The organism is Thermomonas sp. (assembly GCF_019104945.1).
In the GTDB taxonomy this organism is placed as follows: Bacteria; Pseudomonadota; Gammaproteobacteria; order Xanthomonadales; family Xanthomonadaceae; genus Thermomonas.
This window is the reverse complement of record NZ_JAHRWW010000047.1, coordinates 1-14481: the sequence shown is the minus strand read 5'-3', so window position 1 is coordinate 14481 and position 14481 is coordinate 1. Positions and strand designations below refer to the sequence as shown.

Genomic DNA, 14481 nt, shown 5'->3' with positions numbered 1-14481 from the left:
TCCGGAAATTAGTAGGTGAATTGCAGCCGTACGCCAGCCGTCAATGGATTATTGCTGATCCCCATGCGGCTGCCATTGAACTGTAGCAAATTCGCAATAATGCGCACATTAGGGTGCGGGTAGCAGGTGGCGGCCAAGCCCCAGTTTTCTGTATGGCCGCCTTTCACTGGGCCGCTGTTTAGATCCATGGTGCCGTAGCGCAATGCAAGCTCCCAGCCAACGTGGCCTTTGGGTGTTGGAGCCGTGGCCACGCCGCGCTTGTAGTTGCGGCCATCGCCCGTGGGTGACCAAGTTAGCTGCACATCGCCTGCGCTGCCGTGGATGTTGCCTAGGTCGCGCTGCAGAGTGACTTGGGCGATTTCACCTTGCAGCGACCATGCACCGCGCACCCACAGGCCTTCTACGGCCATGCGGTCGATGCGATCCACGCCGGAGATGGAGCCGGTGGTGGCAGTTTTTAGGCTGTTCAGTGTAGTGCCAGCGTTGAGACTAAAGCTGGCCTTGTCATTACTGGGTGATTCGCTGGCAAGACTAAAGCCGATGTGCGCGCTTTCTTCCTTGCTGGAGCGCAGTAGCCAAGTGCTGCGTAGGGTGACGCCAGGGGAGTCGCTGGTGCCATCTAAGCGATGGCCAAAGACGGCCGCATTGAACGTTCCGCGCTTACCCCAGCGGGCGTATTCCAACCCGATGCGGCGACTAATAACAAAAGCGCCCACGGGGGAGGCTTCAAGAAAAGCGGTTTGCTTGTCGGCAATGGCGTCTTCCAGCGCAAACGGCTGCTTGAACTGGCCAATACGGAAGGACTGGTTGTCCGAAGGGGTGATCAGCAGAAACGCATCCGGTGGAGTTTTATCCGCGAAGTCGTGGTCAAACACCATCTGCCAAGTTTTGCTACGACCTTTGACGCTGAAGCCAAAGCGGGCGCGGCGGAAATCGGTATCGGACACGCTGGGGCCGTTCGTTGGGTCGGTTTGCCCCCATTCGTATTGAATATTGGCAATGGGCGCGATATCGAACGGGGCATCGGCCGCCAAGGCGGTGAGCGGGGCGACGGCAACGAGGGCGCAGGGCAGGGCATGACGCAGACGGAAGCGATACATCGGGGTCTCCAAAAGACAGCGATAGAACTGGGCGTGAGCGTACAAAAATTGTTAACGCATCGCTAGACGGAAAGCGGCCACGGCTTGGGTAAGTTGCTGCGCTTGGGCTTCCATCGAGCGTGCGGCGGCGGTGGCTTCTTCCACCAATGCGGCGTTTTGCTGGGTGGTTTCATCCATCTGGGTGATGGTTTGGTTCACCTGTTCAATGCCGCTGCTTTGCTCCTGCGAGGCCGCGCTAATTTCAGCCATGATGCTGGTAACGCGTTGGACGGATGCAACGATCTCACTCATGGTGTTGCCCGCTTGCTGCACAAGCTGCGAGCCACCGGCGACTTTATCCACCGATTCTTCGATGAGCTGCTTGATTTCCTTGGCTGCGGTGGCACTGCGCTGCGCTAGTGCGCGCACTTCGCTGGCCACCACCGCAAACCCACGGCCTTGTTCGCCCGCACGTGCCGCTTCTACGGCGGCATTAAGCGCCAAGATATTGGTTTGGAAGGCAATGCCGTCGATCACACTGATGATGTCGGCAATTTTTTTGGACGAACTTTCAATGTCGTGCATGGTGGTGACCACTTGATTCACCACACTACCCCCGTGTGCTGCCACTTGTGCAGCAGTTTGTGCCTGCTGGTTGGCTTTGCGGGCGTTTTCTGCATTTTGGCGCACAGTAGACGTGAGTTCTTCCATTGAGGCGGCGGTTTCTTCCAGTGACGCCGCTTGTTGCTCGGTGCGCCGCGAGAGGTCATCGTTGCCGCTGGCAATTTCGCTGGCCCCAGAATTGATATGGTCGGCGGCCTGCTGGATGCCGGTCACAATATTAGTGAGTTGGGCCACGGTGGCATTGGCGTCATCACGCATCTGCGCAAACACGCCGTGGAAGTCTCCTTCCATGCGTGCAGTTAGGTCGCCTTCGGCGATGGCTTTGAGTACGCCAGAGACTTGATGCAGGTTGCTTTCCGCCGTTGTCATTAGGCGGTTGAAACTTGTCACGATATCGTGGAAGACGAACTGGTAGTGCGTCTCGTTGCCGCGCTGGCTGAAATCGCCATTCGCTGCTGCTGCAGCAAGGTGGTTGATCTCGTTACTAATCCCTAAAAGACTTGCTTTAACCGCATCAACGGTTTCATGCATTACTGCTTTTTCGCCAGGTAGGCGGTCGATATCAATAGAGAGATCGCCAACGGAGTAGCGCTTCATAATGGCTAAAGCGCCAAGGATTGCCTTTACGTGGGAGTCAACAAGTGCGTTGGTATCGCGCACCATCACACCGTACTCGCCGGGGAATGCGCTTTCGTCCATCAAGTAGCTAACGGTGCCAGCATCGTGTTGACGCGCCATCTCTGTTAATGCGGCCAGCACTGCAAGAATGCGGTCTTGCATCACGCGCATGCTGCCCAAAAGCTGGCCACATTCGTCGTTGGATGTTTGCTCCAGCGTATTGGAAAGGTTGCCGCCAGCAATCGCCTTCGCTGTTGCGGTGGCGCGCTGTAGCGGTTTAACAATGCGATCGCCAATAAACCAGCTAATGCCCAAAAGCAGAATAATGAGAATGCCTCCGGCCAAGGTCATCAGGCCAGTAAAGCGCCATGCTTGGCTTTGCACATCGTCCATGTAAATGCCGGTGGCCACCACCCAATTCCACTCCGGATAAAATTTGGAGTAGGTTTTCTTCAGAACGGGCTTATCGCCGTGGCCGGGCTTGGGCCAAGAGTAGGTGGTGAAGCCAGTGCCCGTTTTTGCTGCTTGCACTTGATCATGAAACAGGCGTTCACCGCTCTCAAGGCGGTAATCATCAAGATTCTTACCGACTAGGTCACGATTGACCGGGTGCATCAGCATCGTCGCTTTGTCGTTGAGCACGTAGTAGTAGTTGTCACCGTCTTCGGTGTGCATCGAGCCAAGCGCCGTGAGTGCCTGCTGCTTGGCGTCTTGGACACTGATCTTTCCTGTCTCGGCTTCTTGGCGGTAGTAGTCAAAAACGCTTTTGGCTAGCTCAATGCGGATGCGCAGCGCAGTTTCACGCGTGCTGTTCACGTCAAGGTATTGCAGGCGCGCTGCAGTTACCGCGATGCTGACGATGCCGATAGCACTGATCAAAATGAGCAAAATCAGTTTGCTTTTAACCGGAAGGTCATTCAAGCGAGTGAGCCAAGAGCGGGAACGATTCATTTTTTATGTCGTTAGAAAACTGGCGTGGTGACAGTATCGGCTGCAATGTCGAAAAACGAGTGATTGAAAACAAAAATGCCGGTTTCGCAACCGGCATCACGTTTACTCTGTGCGCGCTGGCTGCGCGTTTGTAAGGCTTTATTTACGCCGCCTGCGCAGCCGCTTCATCGACCACGAGACCCATATCGGTGCTGGTCATCAGGCCTTCGATATCCAGCAGAATTAGCATGCGTTCTTCAAGTGCGCCAATGCCGGTGAGGTAGCGGCGGTCGATGCCGGTGCCTACTTCGGGCATCTGGCGAATTTGATCGCCACCAAGCTGCACTACGTCGGACACGCTATCTACCACCATGCCCACAACGCGGTTGGCAACGTTCAGCACGATCATCACGGTGAGTGCGTCCACCTTGGCTTCAAGACGGAACTTCACGCGCATGTCGATCACTGGAACGATCGTGCCGCGTAGATTGATGACGCCTTTGATGTAGTCGGGGGCATCGGGCAAGCGGGTGACGGAGTCGTAACCGCGAATTTCCTGAACTTTCAGGATATCCACACCGTACTCTTCTTTGCCAAGGGTGAAGGTGAGGAACTCACTAATGGTTCCAGCGGTGTTGATTTGCGCAGCAGGTGTGTTCATGGTCAATCCTGATGAGGATAAAGAGCGTGGGCAACCACGTGAACGGCAGGGACTGTATTTGCTTGAGTATAGCCTTGCCGGTTAGGAAAAGAGCAAGTCTTGCTTGGAACTGGGGCGTGGTTCACGCCTGAGGCTTTGCTTGTTGAACGGAAATTAAGCGTTGTCTCGGACAACGGCGCAAAATTTGACGTGGGTCATATTTGGAACTGATCGGTACAGTAATCTAAGGGGCGATAAGGCAATTACGTCAGGGTGATTTTTGACTGCTGCGCCTGCTCCAACGCTTTTGATGCGAACCCGGTTAATGCGGATCCTATACGCGTTACTGGCGTTCTGGGGCGTGGTTGTGGTGGTGATGCTGGTGCAACTTCGGCATTTGCATATACAGGTTGAACAAGTCACCCAGGAAAGTCTGCCTCGGCTAAAGCGTGCGAATTTGTTGGTGGATGCGGCCAACCAAACCGCAAGGTTGATGGGCGAGATGCTGCTGCAGCCGGGGCGCATCCCGGCAGGGCTACGCGAGGTGCGCGTAGTACGCATAGAGGTAACCGATAACTTGGCGTGGTTCCAGCTTCGCCGCGCATCACAAGAGAGCACCGCTGCATTAGACCGCATGGACACGCTACGCGGTAATTACTGGGCAGAGCAGGATGCGCTGTTTAATCTATTGCAGGAGCAGCCAACTGCTGCGCGTGCACATTACTTGAATGTGGTGATCCCGCTACAGCGGCGCTATGTCAGTGCAATTGGGGATTTTCTGCAACGCGAAGAGGCAGCGACCAATGCCAGGGTCAAAGCCATTCGAAGTGAATACGAGCACGCTTTGTACAGTGTGCTTGCGCTATCAGCGGTGGCAATGCTCATGGGCTGGCTGTATGGCGCTTTGACGTTGCGCCGTGTGATGGCGCCCATGGAAAAGGCAGTGGCCCTTGCGGGTGATGTAGCGCAAGGAAATTTGAATGTCGCCTTGCCACGCACGCTGGCGGATGAATCGGGGCAGTTAACATTGGCTTTGGCACGCATGGTGGAGGCGCTTCGTCTTGATCGAGAGCAGCGGCAGGCCACCGAAGCTGCGCTGCGTCAAAGTCAGATGCAGTTGCGCAAGCTGGTGGCCCACGCGGAAGCGCTACAAGAGCGGGAGCGTTTGGCACTCTCGCGCGAGTTGCACGATGGTATGGGGCAGCTGTTGACAGCATTGCGTTTGGAGTTGGGTGCAATGCGAATTCGCTTTGCACATTTAGACCCGGTATTGGAGGGGCAGATTGATCATGCCAAAACCATGATCGACCAAATGCTGCCCACGATGCGCGGTGTTGTGTCGGCGCTGCGGCCAGGTTCGCTGGATGCAGGTTTGGTATCAGCGGTGGAATGGCTCATAGCCAACGTTATGCGGCGTGCAGGGATTGAGTGCGCCCTGCATTTGCCAATGGGTGAACCGGTGTTGCCTGCAGATGTTGAAATGGCCGCGTTTCGCATTATTCAAGAAGCATTGACCAATGTAGTGCGCCATGCGCAAGCAACGCGGGTTGCTGTGACGATTGCACTGCGCGATGAGCAGCGACTTGAATTGGAAATTGCAGATAACGGTATTGGGATGTCGTTTGAAGATGCGGGCATCGCCAAACAAGGGTTTGGCCTACTGGGAATGCGCGAACGCGCGTTGCAGCACGCTGGTGATGTGTTGATCTCAGCAACAGCCGGAGGTGGCACGACATTGCGTGTGCGTTTGCACGTTGCCAATGGGGGAGAAGGCCATGCTCTTCGTCATCAGGCTAAGCCAAATAAACTATCGGATGCTTCGGGAGTTTTAGTATGACGAAAGTCACAAGTGTGTTTATTGCCGACGACCACGCGATTTTTCGCGAAGGCTTGCTGCGGGTACTTGAGCTTTCCAGTGATATGCGTGTGTCAGGAATGGCCACGAACGGGCGTGAGGTGCTGCAAGGGGCCACGGCAGGCGAGCACGATGTGCTGCTGTTGGATCTGAATATGCCGGGGCCAAGCGGCATTGAGCTGATTAAGCGGATGCGTAGTGAGGCGCCAAGTTTGCCTATTTTGGTGATGACCGTGCATAACGAGGCCGAGATCGCGCGGCGCGCCATTGCCGCGGGTGCTGCGGGCTATCTGACCAAAGACAGCGATCCCGAAGTGTTGCACGAGGCGATTCATAACGTGGCGCGTGGGCGGAATTTCGTGGATCGTGAGATAGCCTCGAAACTGTTATTTCACACCAGCCAAGAGGGCGACGAACAACCGCATCGTTTCCTTTCAGACCGTGAGTTCGATGTGTTCAAACGGTTGGCCGAAGGCGAGTCTATCCCGATGATTGCGACGACACTGGGTATTTCACCGAAAACAGTGAGTACACACAAATTTCGCTTGATGCAGAAGCTGGGTATTGAAACGGATGGTGAGTTGATTCGCTATGCGCTGCGCAATGCGCTTGTGCAGTGACGAAGTGCCTAGTTCGGTTTAATTGAAGCGAACGATGACGGGTGCTGTAAATCATCCCTGATAGCAGGAGTCGCCGGCAAAGTGCAACGATTGATTATTCAGATCGGTGCAGGAGGCTCGATTGGCAACAGGGCAAAAGCAATGAAGCGGCGCGGCCTGCAGCGCTGGTTCTCACCACGCCGTTGGCGTGGGATCTCGCACGCGCCCACATTATTACCACGCGAAGGGTTAGAGCTGCAGGCGCTATTACGTATTGCACTGCGAGATCAAAACCAGTTTTCTCTGCACCTGCAGCCGCAGTTTGATCTGCTGAGCGGCGATATCGTTGGCGCTGAAGCATTGTTGCGCTGGATACACCCACAGCGTGGGGAAATTCCACCCGGCACCTTTATTCCTGTTGCAGAAGCCGGGGGCTTGATCACCCAGATTGGTGATTGGGTCTTGAAAGAAGCCTGCCGTATCGCACGCATACTTTGGGATAACGGGTGGCCGATTTGTATCGCCATCAACCTTTCGGCGCTGCAGCTGCGCAAGCGCAATTTGGTTGAGCTGGTGGGCGAAGCACTGGCAAACAAGCATCTGCCCCCGCAGGCACTTGAGATCGAGCTAACTGAAAGTTGTTTGATTGAAGACAAAGACATTGCTTCTGAAACGATTGCACGGCTTTCAGCCATGGGCGTGCGAACGACAATTGATGATTTTGGAACGGGATTTTCTTCACTCTCGTATTTGTGTGCTTTACCGGTGCGCGCCATCAAGATTGACCGCTCTTTTGTACAGCAAATGGAACACTCTCAAAAAAACGAGCGGCTTGTAAAAGGCCTGATTCGATTGGCCCATAGCTTGGAATTATCAGTTTTGGCAGAAGGTGTGGAAACTGCGACGCAAATGTCCCTGTTGCGGCGCTATGGCTGCGATGCAATGCAGGGATGGCTGGCGAGCAAAGCGCTGCCATTGCCAACATTGATCACATATCTAAAAGAAAATGGACTACAGGGTGCTTTGGCGGTAGAGCAGGAAGGTGAGTTAATGAGTACGATGTTGAAAGCCAGTTTAGGTTTAACGCGAGCATCTCTTGAACCACCTGTTTCGCCAGATTGCGCAGATTGAGCCTGTCATGAAGTCTGCATTTAAGCCGAATCTCCGTGCGGTACGTGCTTTTGAGTTATATGCGCGTATCGCGGGGGTGTTGATTGCCATAGTGGGTGGGTTGGCGGGGTTTGGCTGGTATTTTCAAACACACTTTCTGCCAAGTATTGGTGGGCAAGAGATGCGCCTCATGGCGGCGTTTTCTTTTGTCATTACGGGTCTTGGCTTACTGGCACACTGCTTCAGTCCGAGTGCAAGCGTACTGCGATGGGTGTCCTTGCTGGCTTCTTTATGCGTACTTGGGCTGGGGCTGGACTCTATTGCTAGCCACGGCACAGACCGTTTAATTGGGCTTTCCGGATGGTTTGATACTGCATTTGGAAACGAAGTGCGCGCGCCTGCACGTATGGCGATGCTGGCGGGCATTGGTTTTGTGTGTTTAGGCGGGCAGGGGGCGCTAACGGTGTTACAGCGGGCACCGATATTGCGCGAAACCTTTGCGCTGGTGGTGTTGGCTATTGCGATGGCGAGCTTGGCTTCGGTTGCGTTCACCTTGGCTCAGCATGGCGACTCGCTGTTGGATGAATTGCCCGGGCTAACCGGGATCATGCTGCTGGTGGGGGCACTTGGCTGGATGTCGTCATCGCCTATGAGCGGGCTCACTAAAATTGCGGTTTCTGCAACACTAGGTGGGCTGGTGGCACGGGCATTACTGCTGCCTGCACTGCTGCTGCCGGCACTGTATATGTTTGCATTCAAAGCATTGGAAGTGCGCTATGGCGTTTCGGTAATCGTGTCATCGACGCTGGGTGCATTATTCACCGGGGGGACGGTGGCGATTCTGGTTTGGGGGATGGCCATGCTGCTCGATCGCAGCGAACGTCAGAAGGAAGTTAGTCAATCGCTTCGGGTGGATGCAGAAACAGACCCGCTGACAGGTTTAGGCAACCGCCGCCGTTTTGATCAGGCGATGCAGACTGCAATGCAGGAGTTCCATCTTGGTGGGGCACCTTTTGTGCTGCTGCTCGTGGATATCGACTATTTCAAACGCTATAACGACGCCTATGGCCACCAAGCGGGTGATCTTGCATTGCAGGGGGTTGCCCAAGCGCTTCGTGAAACACTGCGCCCACAGGACTTGGCGATACGCTATGGCGGTGAGGAGTTCGCGCTTCTCATTGCGCAAGTAAATCTGCAGCAGGTGGCGGTTATTGCAGAGCGCGTGCAACAAGCAGTGCGCAATTGGCCGTGCCCACATCAGCGGCTCACGGTGAGTGTCGGGGGCGCTGAGGTAAGTGCGCGTGACACGGTGACCACACTGGTACAGCGCGCGGACTGCGCGCTGTACCGGGCCAAACAGAGTGGGCGAAACCGATTCGAACGGTTGGCAGATGGAGAGATTCTTAGCGAACCCGCGCTTAACGCGTAGCCAGCTTGAACATCGCCACAGCATCTACCAGTTGACGTGCTTGCTCTTCCATCGAACGGGCAGCGGCGGTAGCTTCTTCAACCAGTGCGGCGTTTTGCTGGGTGGTTTCGTCCATCTGGGTGACGGTTTGATTGACCTGCTCGATACCGCTGCTCTGTTCCTGCGAGGCGGCAGAGATATCGGCCATGATGTCGGTGACGCGCTGCACCGAGGTTACGATGTTGGTCATCGTGGCGCCTGCTTTGTGTACCAGCTGCGATCCGTCCGCCACTTTTTCAACGGATTCTTCGATCAGTTGTTTGATTTCCTTTGCAGCGCTGGCACTGCGCTGGGCCAGTGCGCGAACTTCCGACGCCACCACCGCAAAGCCTCGCCCTTGTTCACCTGCGCGAGCGGCTTCCACCGCTGCATTCAATGCAAGGATATTGGTCTGGAAGGCAATGCCGTCGATCACGCTGATGATGTCGGCAATCTTTTTAGACGAAGCTTCGATGCTGCCCATCGTGCTGACAACTTGTTCAACCACGCTTCCGCCTTGCGCCGCCACATTGGCTGCACCTTGAGCGAGCTGGTTGGCTTGGTGTGCATTTTCAGCGTTTTGACGAACGGTTGAGGTCAGCTCTTCCATCGAAGCCGCAGTTTCCTCCAAGGAAGCGGCTTGCTGTTCGGTACGCCGCGAGAGGTCGTCGTTGCCGGAGGCAATTTCGCTGGAGGCGGAGTTGATATTGCCAGCGGCCTGTTGGATGCCACTGACGATATTGGTCAGTTGGTCAACAGTGCTATTGGCGTCGTCGCGAATACGGGCAAAAACGCCATTGAATTGGCCCTGCATGCGCACGGTGAGATCACCATTGGCAACGGCCTGCAATAGCGTTGAGGCTTGGTGCAGGTTGTCTTCTGTCGTGGCCATCAGCATGTTCATGCTGGCAACGATCTTTTTGAAGTCGTGCTCAAAAAAGCCTTCATCACCGCGATCACTGAAGTCGCCGTTGGCGGCAGATTGGCTTAAGCGGATCAGTCCTGCAGTAATCGTGGTGAGATTGCGTTTGATGGTGGCCATCGTTTGGGTGATTTCAGCCTTTTCACCCGGTAATTGCGGCATGTCTTGGCTGAAATCACCGATGGCATAGCGGCCGGCCAAACTAATAATTTGCTGCTTGGTTTCGATATGGCCAACGATAAGCCGGTTGGTGCCTTCCACCATCGTGCCGTACTCGCCGGGGAATGTGGAGGCGTCCATTCGATAGCTAATTGCGCCTGCCTCGTGCTGGCGCTCCATTTCGTTCTGCGCGCTCACCACCGATTTGATCTGGTTTTGCATTGTGCGCATGGATAGCAGTAGATCAGTGACTTCGTCTTTGCCCTGCACTTGAATGTTGCTATTGAGTTGCCCGTTGGCGATATCGTTAGCCATTTTGCTGGCTAGGGCGAGTGGGCGGACAAGGCTGCGGGTAATGAGCGTGGCGAGAATAATGCCGATGACAATGGCAAGTAGTACCAAGGCGATGGTGATATTGCGTGCGCGCTGATAGGCGGTTTGGGCCTGTGTGTAATTCTCGGCGTTATCGTCCACTTGTAGCTGAATGTTTTTAAGCAAGGGCGCCGCCCATGCTTCCATTGCAGCAGTACCTTGCGTGGCGACTAATTCGCGCGCCTCTGTCATGAATTCGGTGTTGGCAAGACGCAACACTTCGTCATTGATCTTCATCGCTTTTTCGCGTGCGACGTAGGCTTGTTCGCGCAATTGGGTACCGCCGCGCCCCGAGCTTGGAAGCGTGCTTATTTCTTGACGGTCTGCTTCAAAGCGTTTGCGAAGATCTTTTAGTTTGCGCGTTTGTTCTTGTGCAAACGCTGGGTCGGTATGTAGAACGGTGTTGCGTAACAAAATCCCGCTCTGTCGGGTGCCATCGAGCATGGATTGTAGTAATACAACCTTGCGATTGTTGACTTGCACAACGGTATCTAGACGCTTTTGAACGTCATTCATGCCCTTGATGGCGGTGATACCAAGGACAAGCATGGCAGCCAGTAGGATGCCGAATGCAAAAACCAAGCGTTTGCCGACGCGCTGGTTCGAAAGGAAGTGATACATTTCGAATGAGGTGAGTGGAGATGCGCAATTATTGGTTGCGCAATCTCTACCCAAACCAAACGAAATGTTGTGTTTTGTTGCTTCCTTGACTCGAATCAAACTAATGTCACGAGGACATTTTAAAAGTGTGAATACGGTCGCGTATTGTTTTTAGTGATTCCCCGCAAACAACTCGCGGCCAATCAGCATGCGGCGGATTTCATTGGTGCCTGCGCCGATGGCATACAGTTTTGCGTCACGCAGCAGACGGCCGGTGGCAAACTCGTTGATATAGCCATTGCCGCCGAGTGACTGGATCGCCTCCAGCGTAACCTGTACCGCCGCTTCGCTGGCGTGCAGCAGGCAGCTGGCGGCGTCGATGCGGCTCTTGTGGCCGGCATCATAATCGCGCGCCACTTGATAAGCGAAGGCGCGGCTGGACTGCAGGGCGGTGTACATATCAGCCACCTTGGCCTGCATCAGCTCGAAGGTGCCGATGGCTTGGCCGAACTGGCGGCGCTCGCGCACATAGGGCAGGGTGATGTCCATCGCGGCTTGCATCAAGCCAATGGGGCCGCCGGACAGCACCAAGCGTTCGGTGTTCAGCCCGCTCATCAGTACCTTGACACCGTTATTGACTTCGCCCAGCACGTTCTCTTGCGGGATCTCGCAGTTTTCGAACACCAATTCGCAGGTGTTGCTGCCACGCATGCCCAGCTTATCTAGCTTCTGCGCGGTGGAAAAGCCCTGCATGCCTTTCTCGACAATGAAGGCGGTCATGCACTTGCTACCTAGCTCGCGGCTGGCGGTGCGCATGTAAACGATGAGCACGTCGGCCTCGGGGCCGTTGGTGATCCACATCTTGTTGCCGTTGGCCACCCACACGTCGCCTTTGAGCTCGGCGCGGCAGGCCATCGAGCCCACCACGTCGGAACCGGCACCCGGCTCGCTCATCGCCAGCGCGCCCTTGTATTCGCCGCTGCACAGCTTGGGCAAATACTTCTTGCGTTGGGCATCATTGCCGTTGGCGTAGAGATTGTTGACGCAAAGGTTGGAGTGCGCGCCGTAGGAGAGACCAATCGCGCCCGAGGCGCGGCTGATTTCTTCCATGGCCACTAAGTGCGCCAGATAGCCAAGGCCACTGCCGCCGTATTCGGCGGGGATGGTCATGCCCAGCAGGCCCATCTCCCCCAGCATGGGCCAGAGTTCTTGCGGGAACCAGTTGTCTTCGTCGGCTTTGGCCGCACGCGGGGCGATTTCTGCAGCGGCAAAATGGGCCACTGCATCGCGCAGGGCGTCGAGGTCTTCACCAAGGGGGAATGGACGCATACTCAGTTAGCTCCCGCGCACACGGCCTTGGAAGCGGGTACGGCCGCGACCAAGCGGCAGCTTGAGCTTGCCAATTTTTTCGATACGTTCTTCGGCCAAACGATCCGCCGCCTGATAGGTGGGGATGTTATCGCGATCGGAAATTTCGTAGATACGCGAGAGGTTGTGGTAGATCGTGCGCATCATGCGCATGGCGCGCTCGCGGTTGTAGCCGTCTAGCTCCAGCGCCACGTTCATCACGCCGCCCGCGTTCACTGCGTAGTCCGGCGCGTACAGAATGCCGCGTTTGGTCACTTCGTCACCAATTTCATTGGTGGACAGTTGGTTATTGGCCGAGCCGCAGATCACTTTGAATTTGAAGCGCGGCAGGGTTTGCTCGTTGACAGTGCCGCCCAGTGCGCAGGGTGAATACACGTCGGCGGGGACATCATAGATGTCGTCTAGGCCAACGGCTTCTGCGCCGTATTCGGATACAGCCTTGTCGATGAGTTGTTGATTGATGTCGGTGACGAAAATCTTCGCGCCGCGTTCTTTCAGCAGCTTCACATATTCCATGCCGACGTGGCCAAGGCCTTGCACGGCATAGGAGTACTTGCCCACGTCTTCATCGCCAAACTTCTTATTCAGCGTGGCCATCAGGCCTTGCAGCGCGCCGTAGGCGGTGAAGGGGGAAGGGTCACCCGAACCGCCATGCACTTGGTGTACGCCGGTGACATATTCGGTTTCGCGGTAGACATATTCCATGTCGTTGACATCGATGCCCACGTCTTCGGCGGTGATGTAGCGGCCGCCCAGCGACTCCACAAACTGGCCGAAGGCACGGAACAGCACTTCCGACTTGTCGGTGGCGGGGTTGCCGATGATCACGGCCTTGCCGCCACCGATGTTGAGGCCAGCCACGGCGTTTTTGTAGGTCATGCCGCGCGACAGGCGTAGCACGTCCTTCAAGGCTTCGTCTTCGCTCTTGTAAGGCCACATGCGGGTGCCACCCAGCGCAGGGCCCAAGACCGTGTTGTGAATGGCGATGATCGCCTTCAGGCCCGCGTCCTTGTTGTGGCAAAACACGACCTGTTCATGGCCGTACACATCGAGCGTTTCAAAGATCATTGCGAAAACTCCGGCCGGTTTCGACGCGTCAGGGGCGGATCCCGGTGGCTATAGGTATGGGAATTGGGCGCCGAAAGGCCCGACGGGGTTTAATTCGGCGCGCATATTCTAAGCCATTCGCAAGTAAAGGAATGAATACGCCTTGGTACGGGCGTAAATGGCCGCGTTATTTTTTGCTAGAAGTGGGTTTGCCGGTGGGCGCTTTGAAGCCCGCACACGGGTCGGCACGCTTGGCAACGGGAATGCTGTGGTTGTCGTCAAATGGTGCGTTGCCTAAGCCTGGCTCGGTAAAGCCGATGGCGTGGGTGGGTAGGCCTTCACGCTGCAGCCAGTACGGTACGGCGATATCGTTGCGCACATGGCCGTTACCGGCGATTAGCACAATGCCATTTGCGGCATGGGTGCGTAGGGTTTCAGTCATCACCACGTCGCGGGCGATTTGGGCCTTGGCCATGGGGGAAACGAAGTTCTCCGGAAGTGCGCCGCAGTGGCTGTCGCGTACTTCCTTTTCCTGCGCGGCGAGCACAGTGGCGGGTAGCTGGTCTAGCTGATAACGGGCAATGAGTTCAGGTGAAAGCGCAGCAGAGAAGCCATTTTTCACCACTTTCGAGGCTTCGCTGCGCGAGAGATTAGCGGCCAATAGTGGAAGCTTGTATTCCAGCGCGAGTGCAATGACGGGCTTGTAATAGTCCCACGTCCAGCTGGATTTACCGGGCGAAGCCTTGGCGATCACGCAGGCGGCGTCGGGGCAGGCTTGCATGGCGCTATCAAGATCGGCTTGGTGATCGGTATCAAATTGCTCCATCGCAATCGTGGGACGCCAGCCCGCTTCAATCTTTTCGCGCAGCAGCTTGGCGCGCGCAGCATGGCCTTCTGCGTTGTCGTGCACTTCACCCATTAACAGGACTTCAGGCGATGCGGTGGAAGGAGCCGCCGTCGGCGTGTGTTGGCAGGCGGTGAGCGCGGTGGTTAGCAGCAAGGCAAGCGGTAGGGGACGAATAGACATAGTGGCGAGATACGCTAGCGTTCGGAAGATTGAGGACTAGCACGATACAATGCCGGGCTAACAAGAACCATACACGAGTGATAC

At 55.8% G+C, this 14481-nt stretch carries 12 protein-coding genes; 5 read left to right on the top strand and 7 right to left on the bottom strand.

The features are described 5' to 3' along the window. Window positions 1-8: 8 nt before the first annotated feature. Window positions 9-1100 carry a porin gene (locus KUL77_RS10925; protein WP_297146983.1) on the bottom strand — a complete coding sequence of 364 codons (1092 nt, stop codon included), beginning with the start codon at window positions 1098-1100 and terminating at the stop codon, window positions 9-11. A gap of 51 nt (window positions 1101-1151) precedes the next feature. Then, window positions 1152-3272 carry a methyl-accepting chemotaxis protein gene (locus tag KUL77_RS10920; RefSeq protein WP_297146981.1) on the bottom strand — a complete coding sequence of 707 codons (2121 nt, stop codon included), beginning with the start codon at window positions 3270-3272 and terminating at the stop codon, window positions 1152-1154. A gap of 5 nt (window positions 3273-3277) precedes the next feature. On the opposite strand from KUL77_RS10920, the gene KUL77_RS10915 reads away from it, so the two are divergent. Further along, the gene (locus KUL77_RS10915; protein WP_297146978.1) at window positions 3278-3406 is read left to right on the top strand and encodes a hypothetical protein; all 129 of its coding nucleotides are present in this window, start codon (window positions 3278-3280) and stop codon (window positions 3404-3406) included. An 8-nt stretch (window positions 3407-3414) separates the two neighbouring features. On the opposite strand, the gene KUL77_RS10910 is transcribed toward KUL77_RS10915, so the two are convergent. After that, window positions 3415-3912 carry a chemotaxis protein CheW gene (locus tag KUL77_RS10910; protein WP_297146975.1) on the bottom strand — a complete coding sequence of 166 codons (498 nt, stop codon included), beginning with the start codon at window positions 3910-3912 and terminating at the stop codon, window positions 3415-3417. A 304-nt stretch (window positions 3913-4216) separates the two neighbouring features. On the opposite strand from KUL77_RS10910, the gene KUL77_RS10905 reads away from it, so the two are divergent. From KUL77_RS10905 to KUL77_RS10890, 4 genes are all read left to right on the top strand, one after another. Then, window positions 4217-5728 carry an ATP-binding protein gene (locus KUL77_RS10905; RefSeq protein WP_297146973.1) on the top strand — a complete coding sequence of 504 codons (1512 nt, stop codon included), beginning with the start codon at window positions 4217-4219 and terminating at the stop codon, window positions 5726-5728. Further along, on the top strand, window positions 5725-6366 hold the full coding sequence (locus KUL77_RS10900; RefSeq protein WP_297146971.1) for a response regulator transcription factor: 642 nt from the start codon (window positions 5725-5727) through the stop codon (window positions 6364-6366). The genes KUL77_RS10905 and KUL77_RS10900 overlap by 4 nt, the downstream gene beginning before the upstream one ends. A gap of 81 nt (window positions 6367-6447) precedes the next feature. After that, entirely contained in the window at window positions 6448-7476 is a 1029-nt protein-coding gene (locus tag KUL77_RS10895) for an EAL domain-containing protein (RefSeq protein ID WP_297146967.1), read from the top strand. A 7-nt stretch (window positions 7477-7483) separates the two neighbouring features. Beyond that, window positions 7484-8884: a GGDEF domain-containing protein gene (locus KUL77_RS10890; protein WP_297146965.1), complete on the top strand. Its 1401-nt coding sequence runs from the start codon at window positions 7484-7486 to the stop codon at window positions 8882-8884. Here the strand turns inward: KUL77_RS10890 and KUL77_RS10885 are convergent. The 4 genes from KUL77_RS10885 to KUL77_RS10870 form a co-directional block, all read right to left on the bottom strand. Next, window positions 8874-10976 carry a methyl-accepting chemotaxis protein gene (locus tag KUL77_RS10885; protein ID WP_297146963.1) on the bottom strand — a complete coding sequence of 701 codons (2103 nt, stop codon included), beginning with the start codon at window positions 10974-10976 and terminating at the stop codon, window positions 8874-8876. The two genes, KUL77_RS10890 and KUL77_RS10885, sit on opposite strands and share 11 nt — an antisense overlap. Window positions 10977-11126: 150 nt before the next feature. Continuing rightward, window positions 11127-12284: an acyl-CoA dehydrogenase family protein gene (locus KUL77_RS10880; RefSeq protein WP_297146959.1), complete on the bottom strand. Its 1158-nt coding sequence runs from the start codon at window positions 12282-12284 to the stop codon at window positions 11127-11129. Between the two features lie 6 nt (window positions 12285-12290). After that, complete coding sequence (locus tag KUL77_RS10875; RefSeq protein ID WP_297146957.1) at window positions 12291-13391, bottom strand: Glu/Leu/Phe/Val dehydrogenase dimerization domain-containing protein; 1101 nt, start codon at window positions 13389-13391, stop codon at window positions 12291-12293. A gap of 166 nt (window positions 13392-13557) precedes the next feature. After that, window positions 13558-14397 carry a ChaN family lipoprotein gene (locus tag KUL77_RS10870; RefSeq protein ID WP_297146955.1) on the bottom strand — a complete coding sequence of 280 codons (840 nt, stop codon included), beginning with the start codon at window positions 14395-14397 and terminating at the stop codon, window positions 13558-13560. Between the last annotated feature and the right edge of the window lie 84 nt (window positions 14398-14481).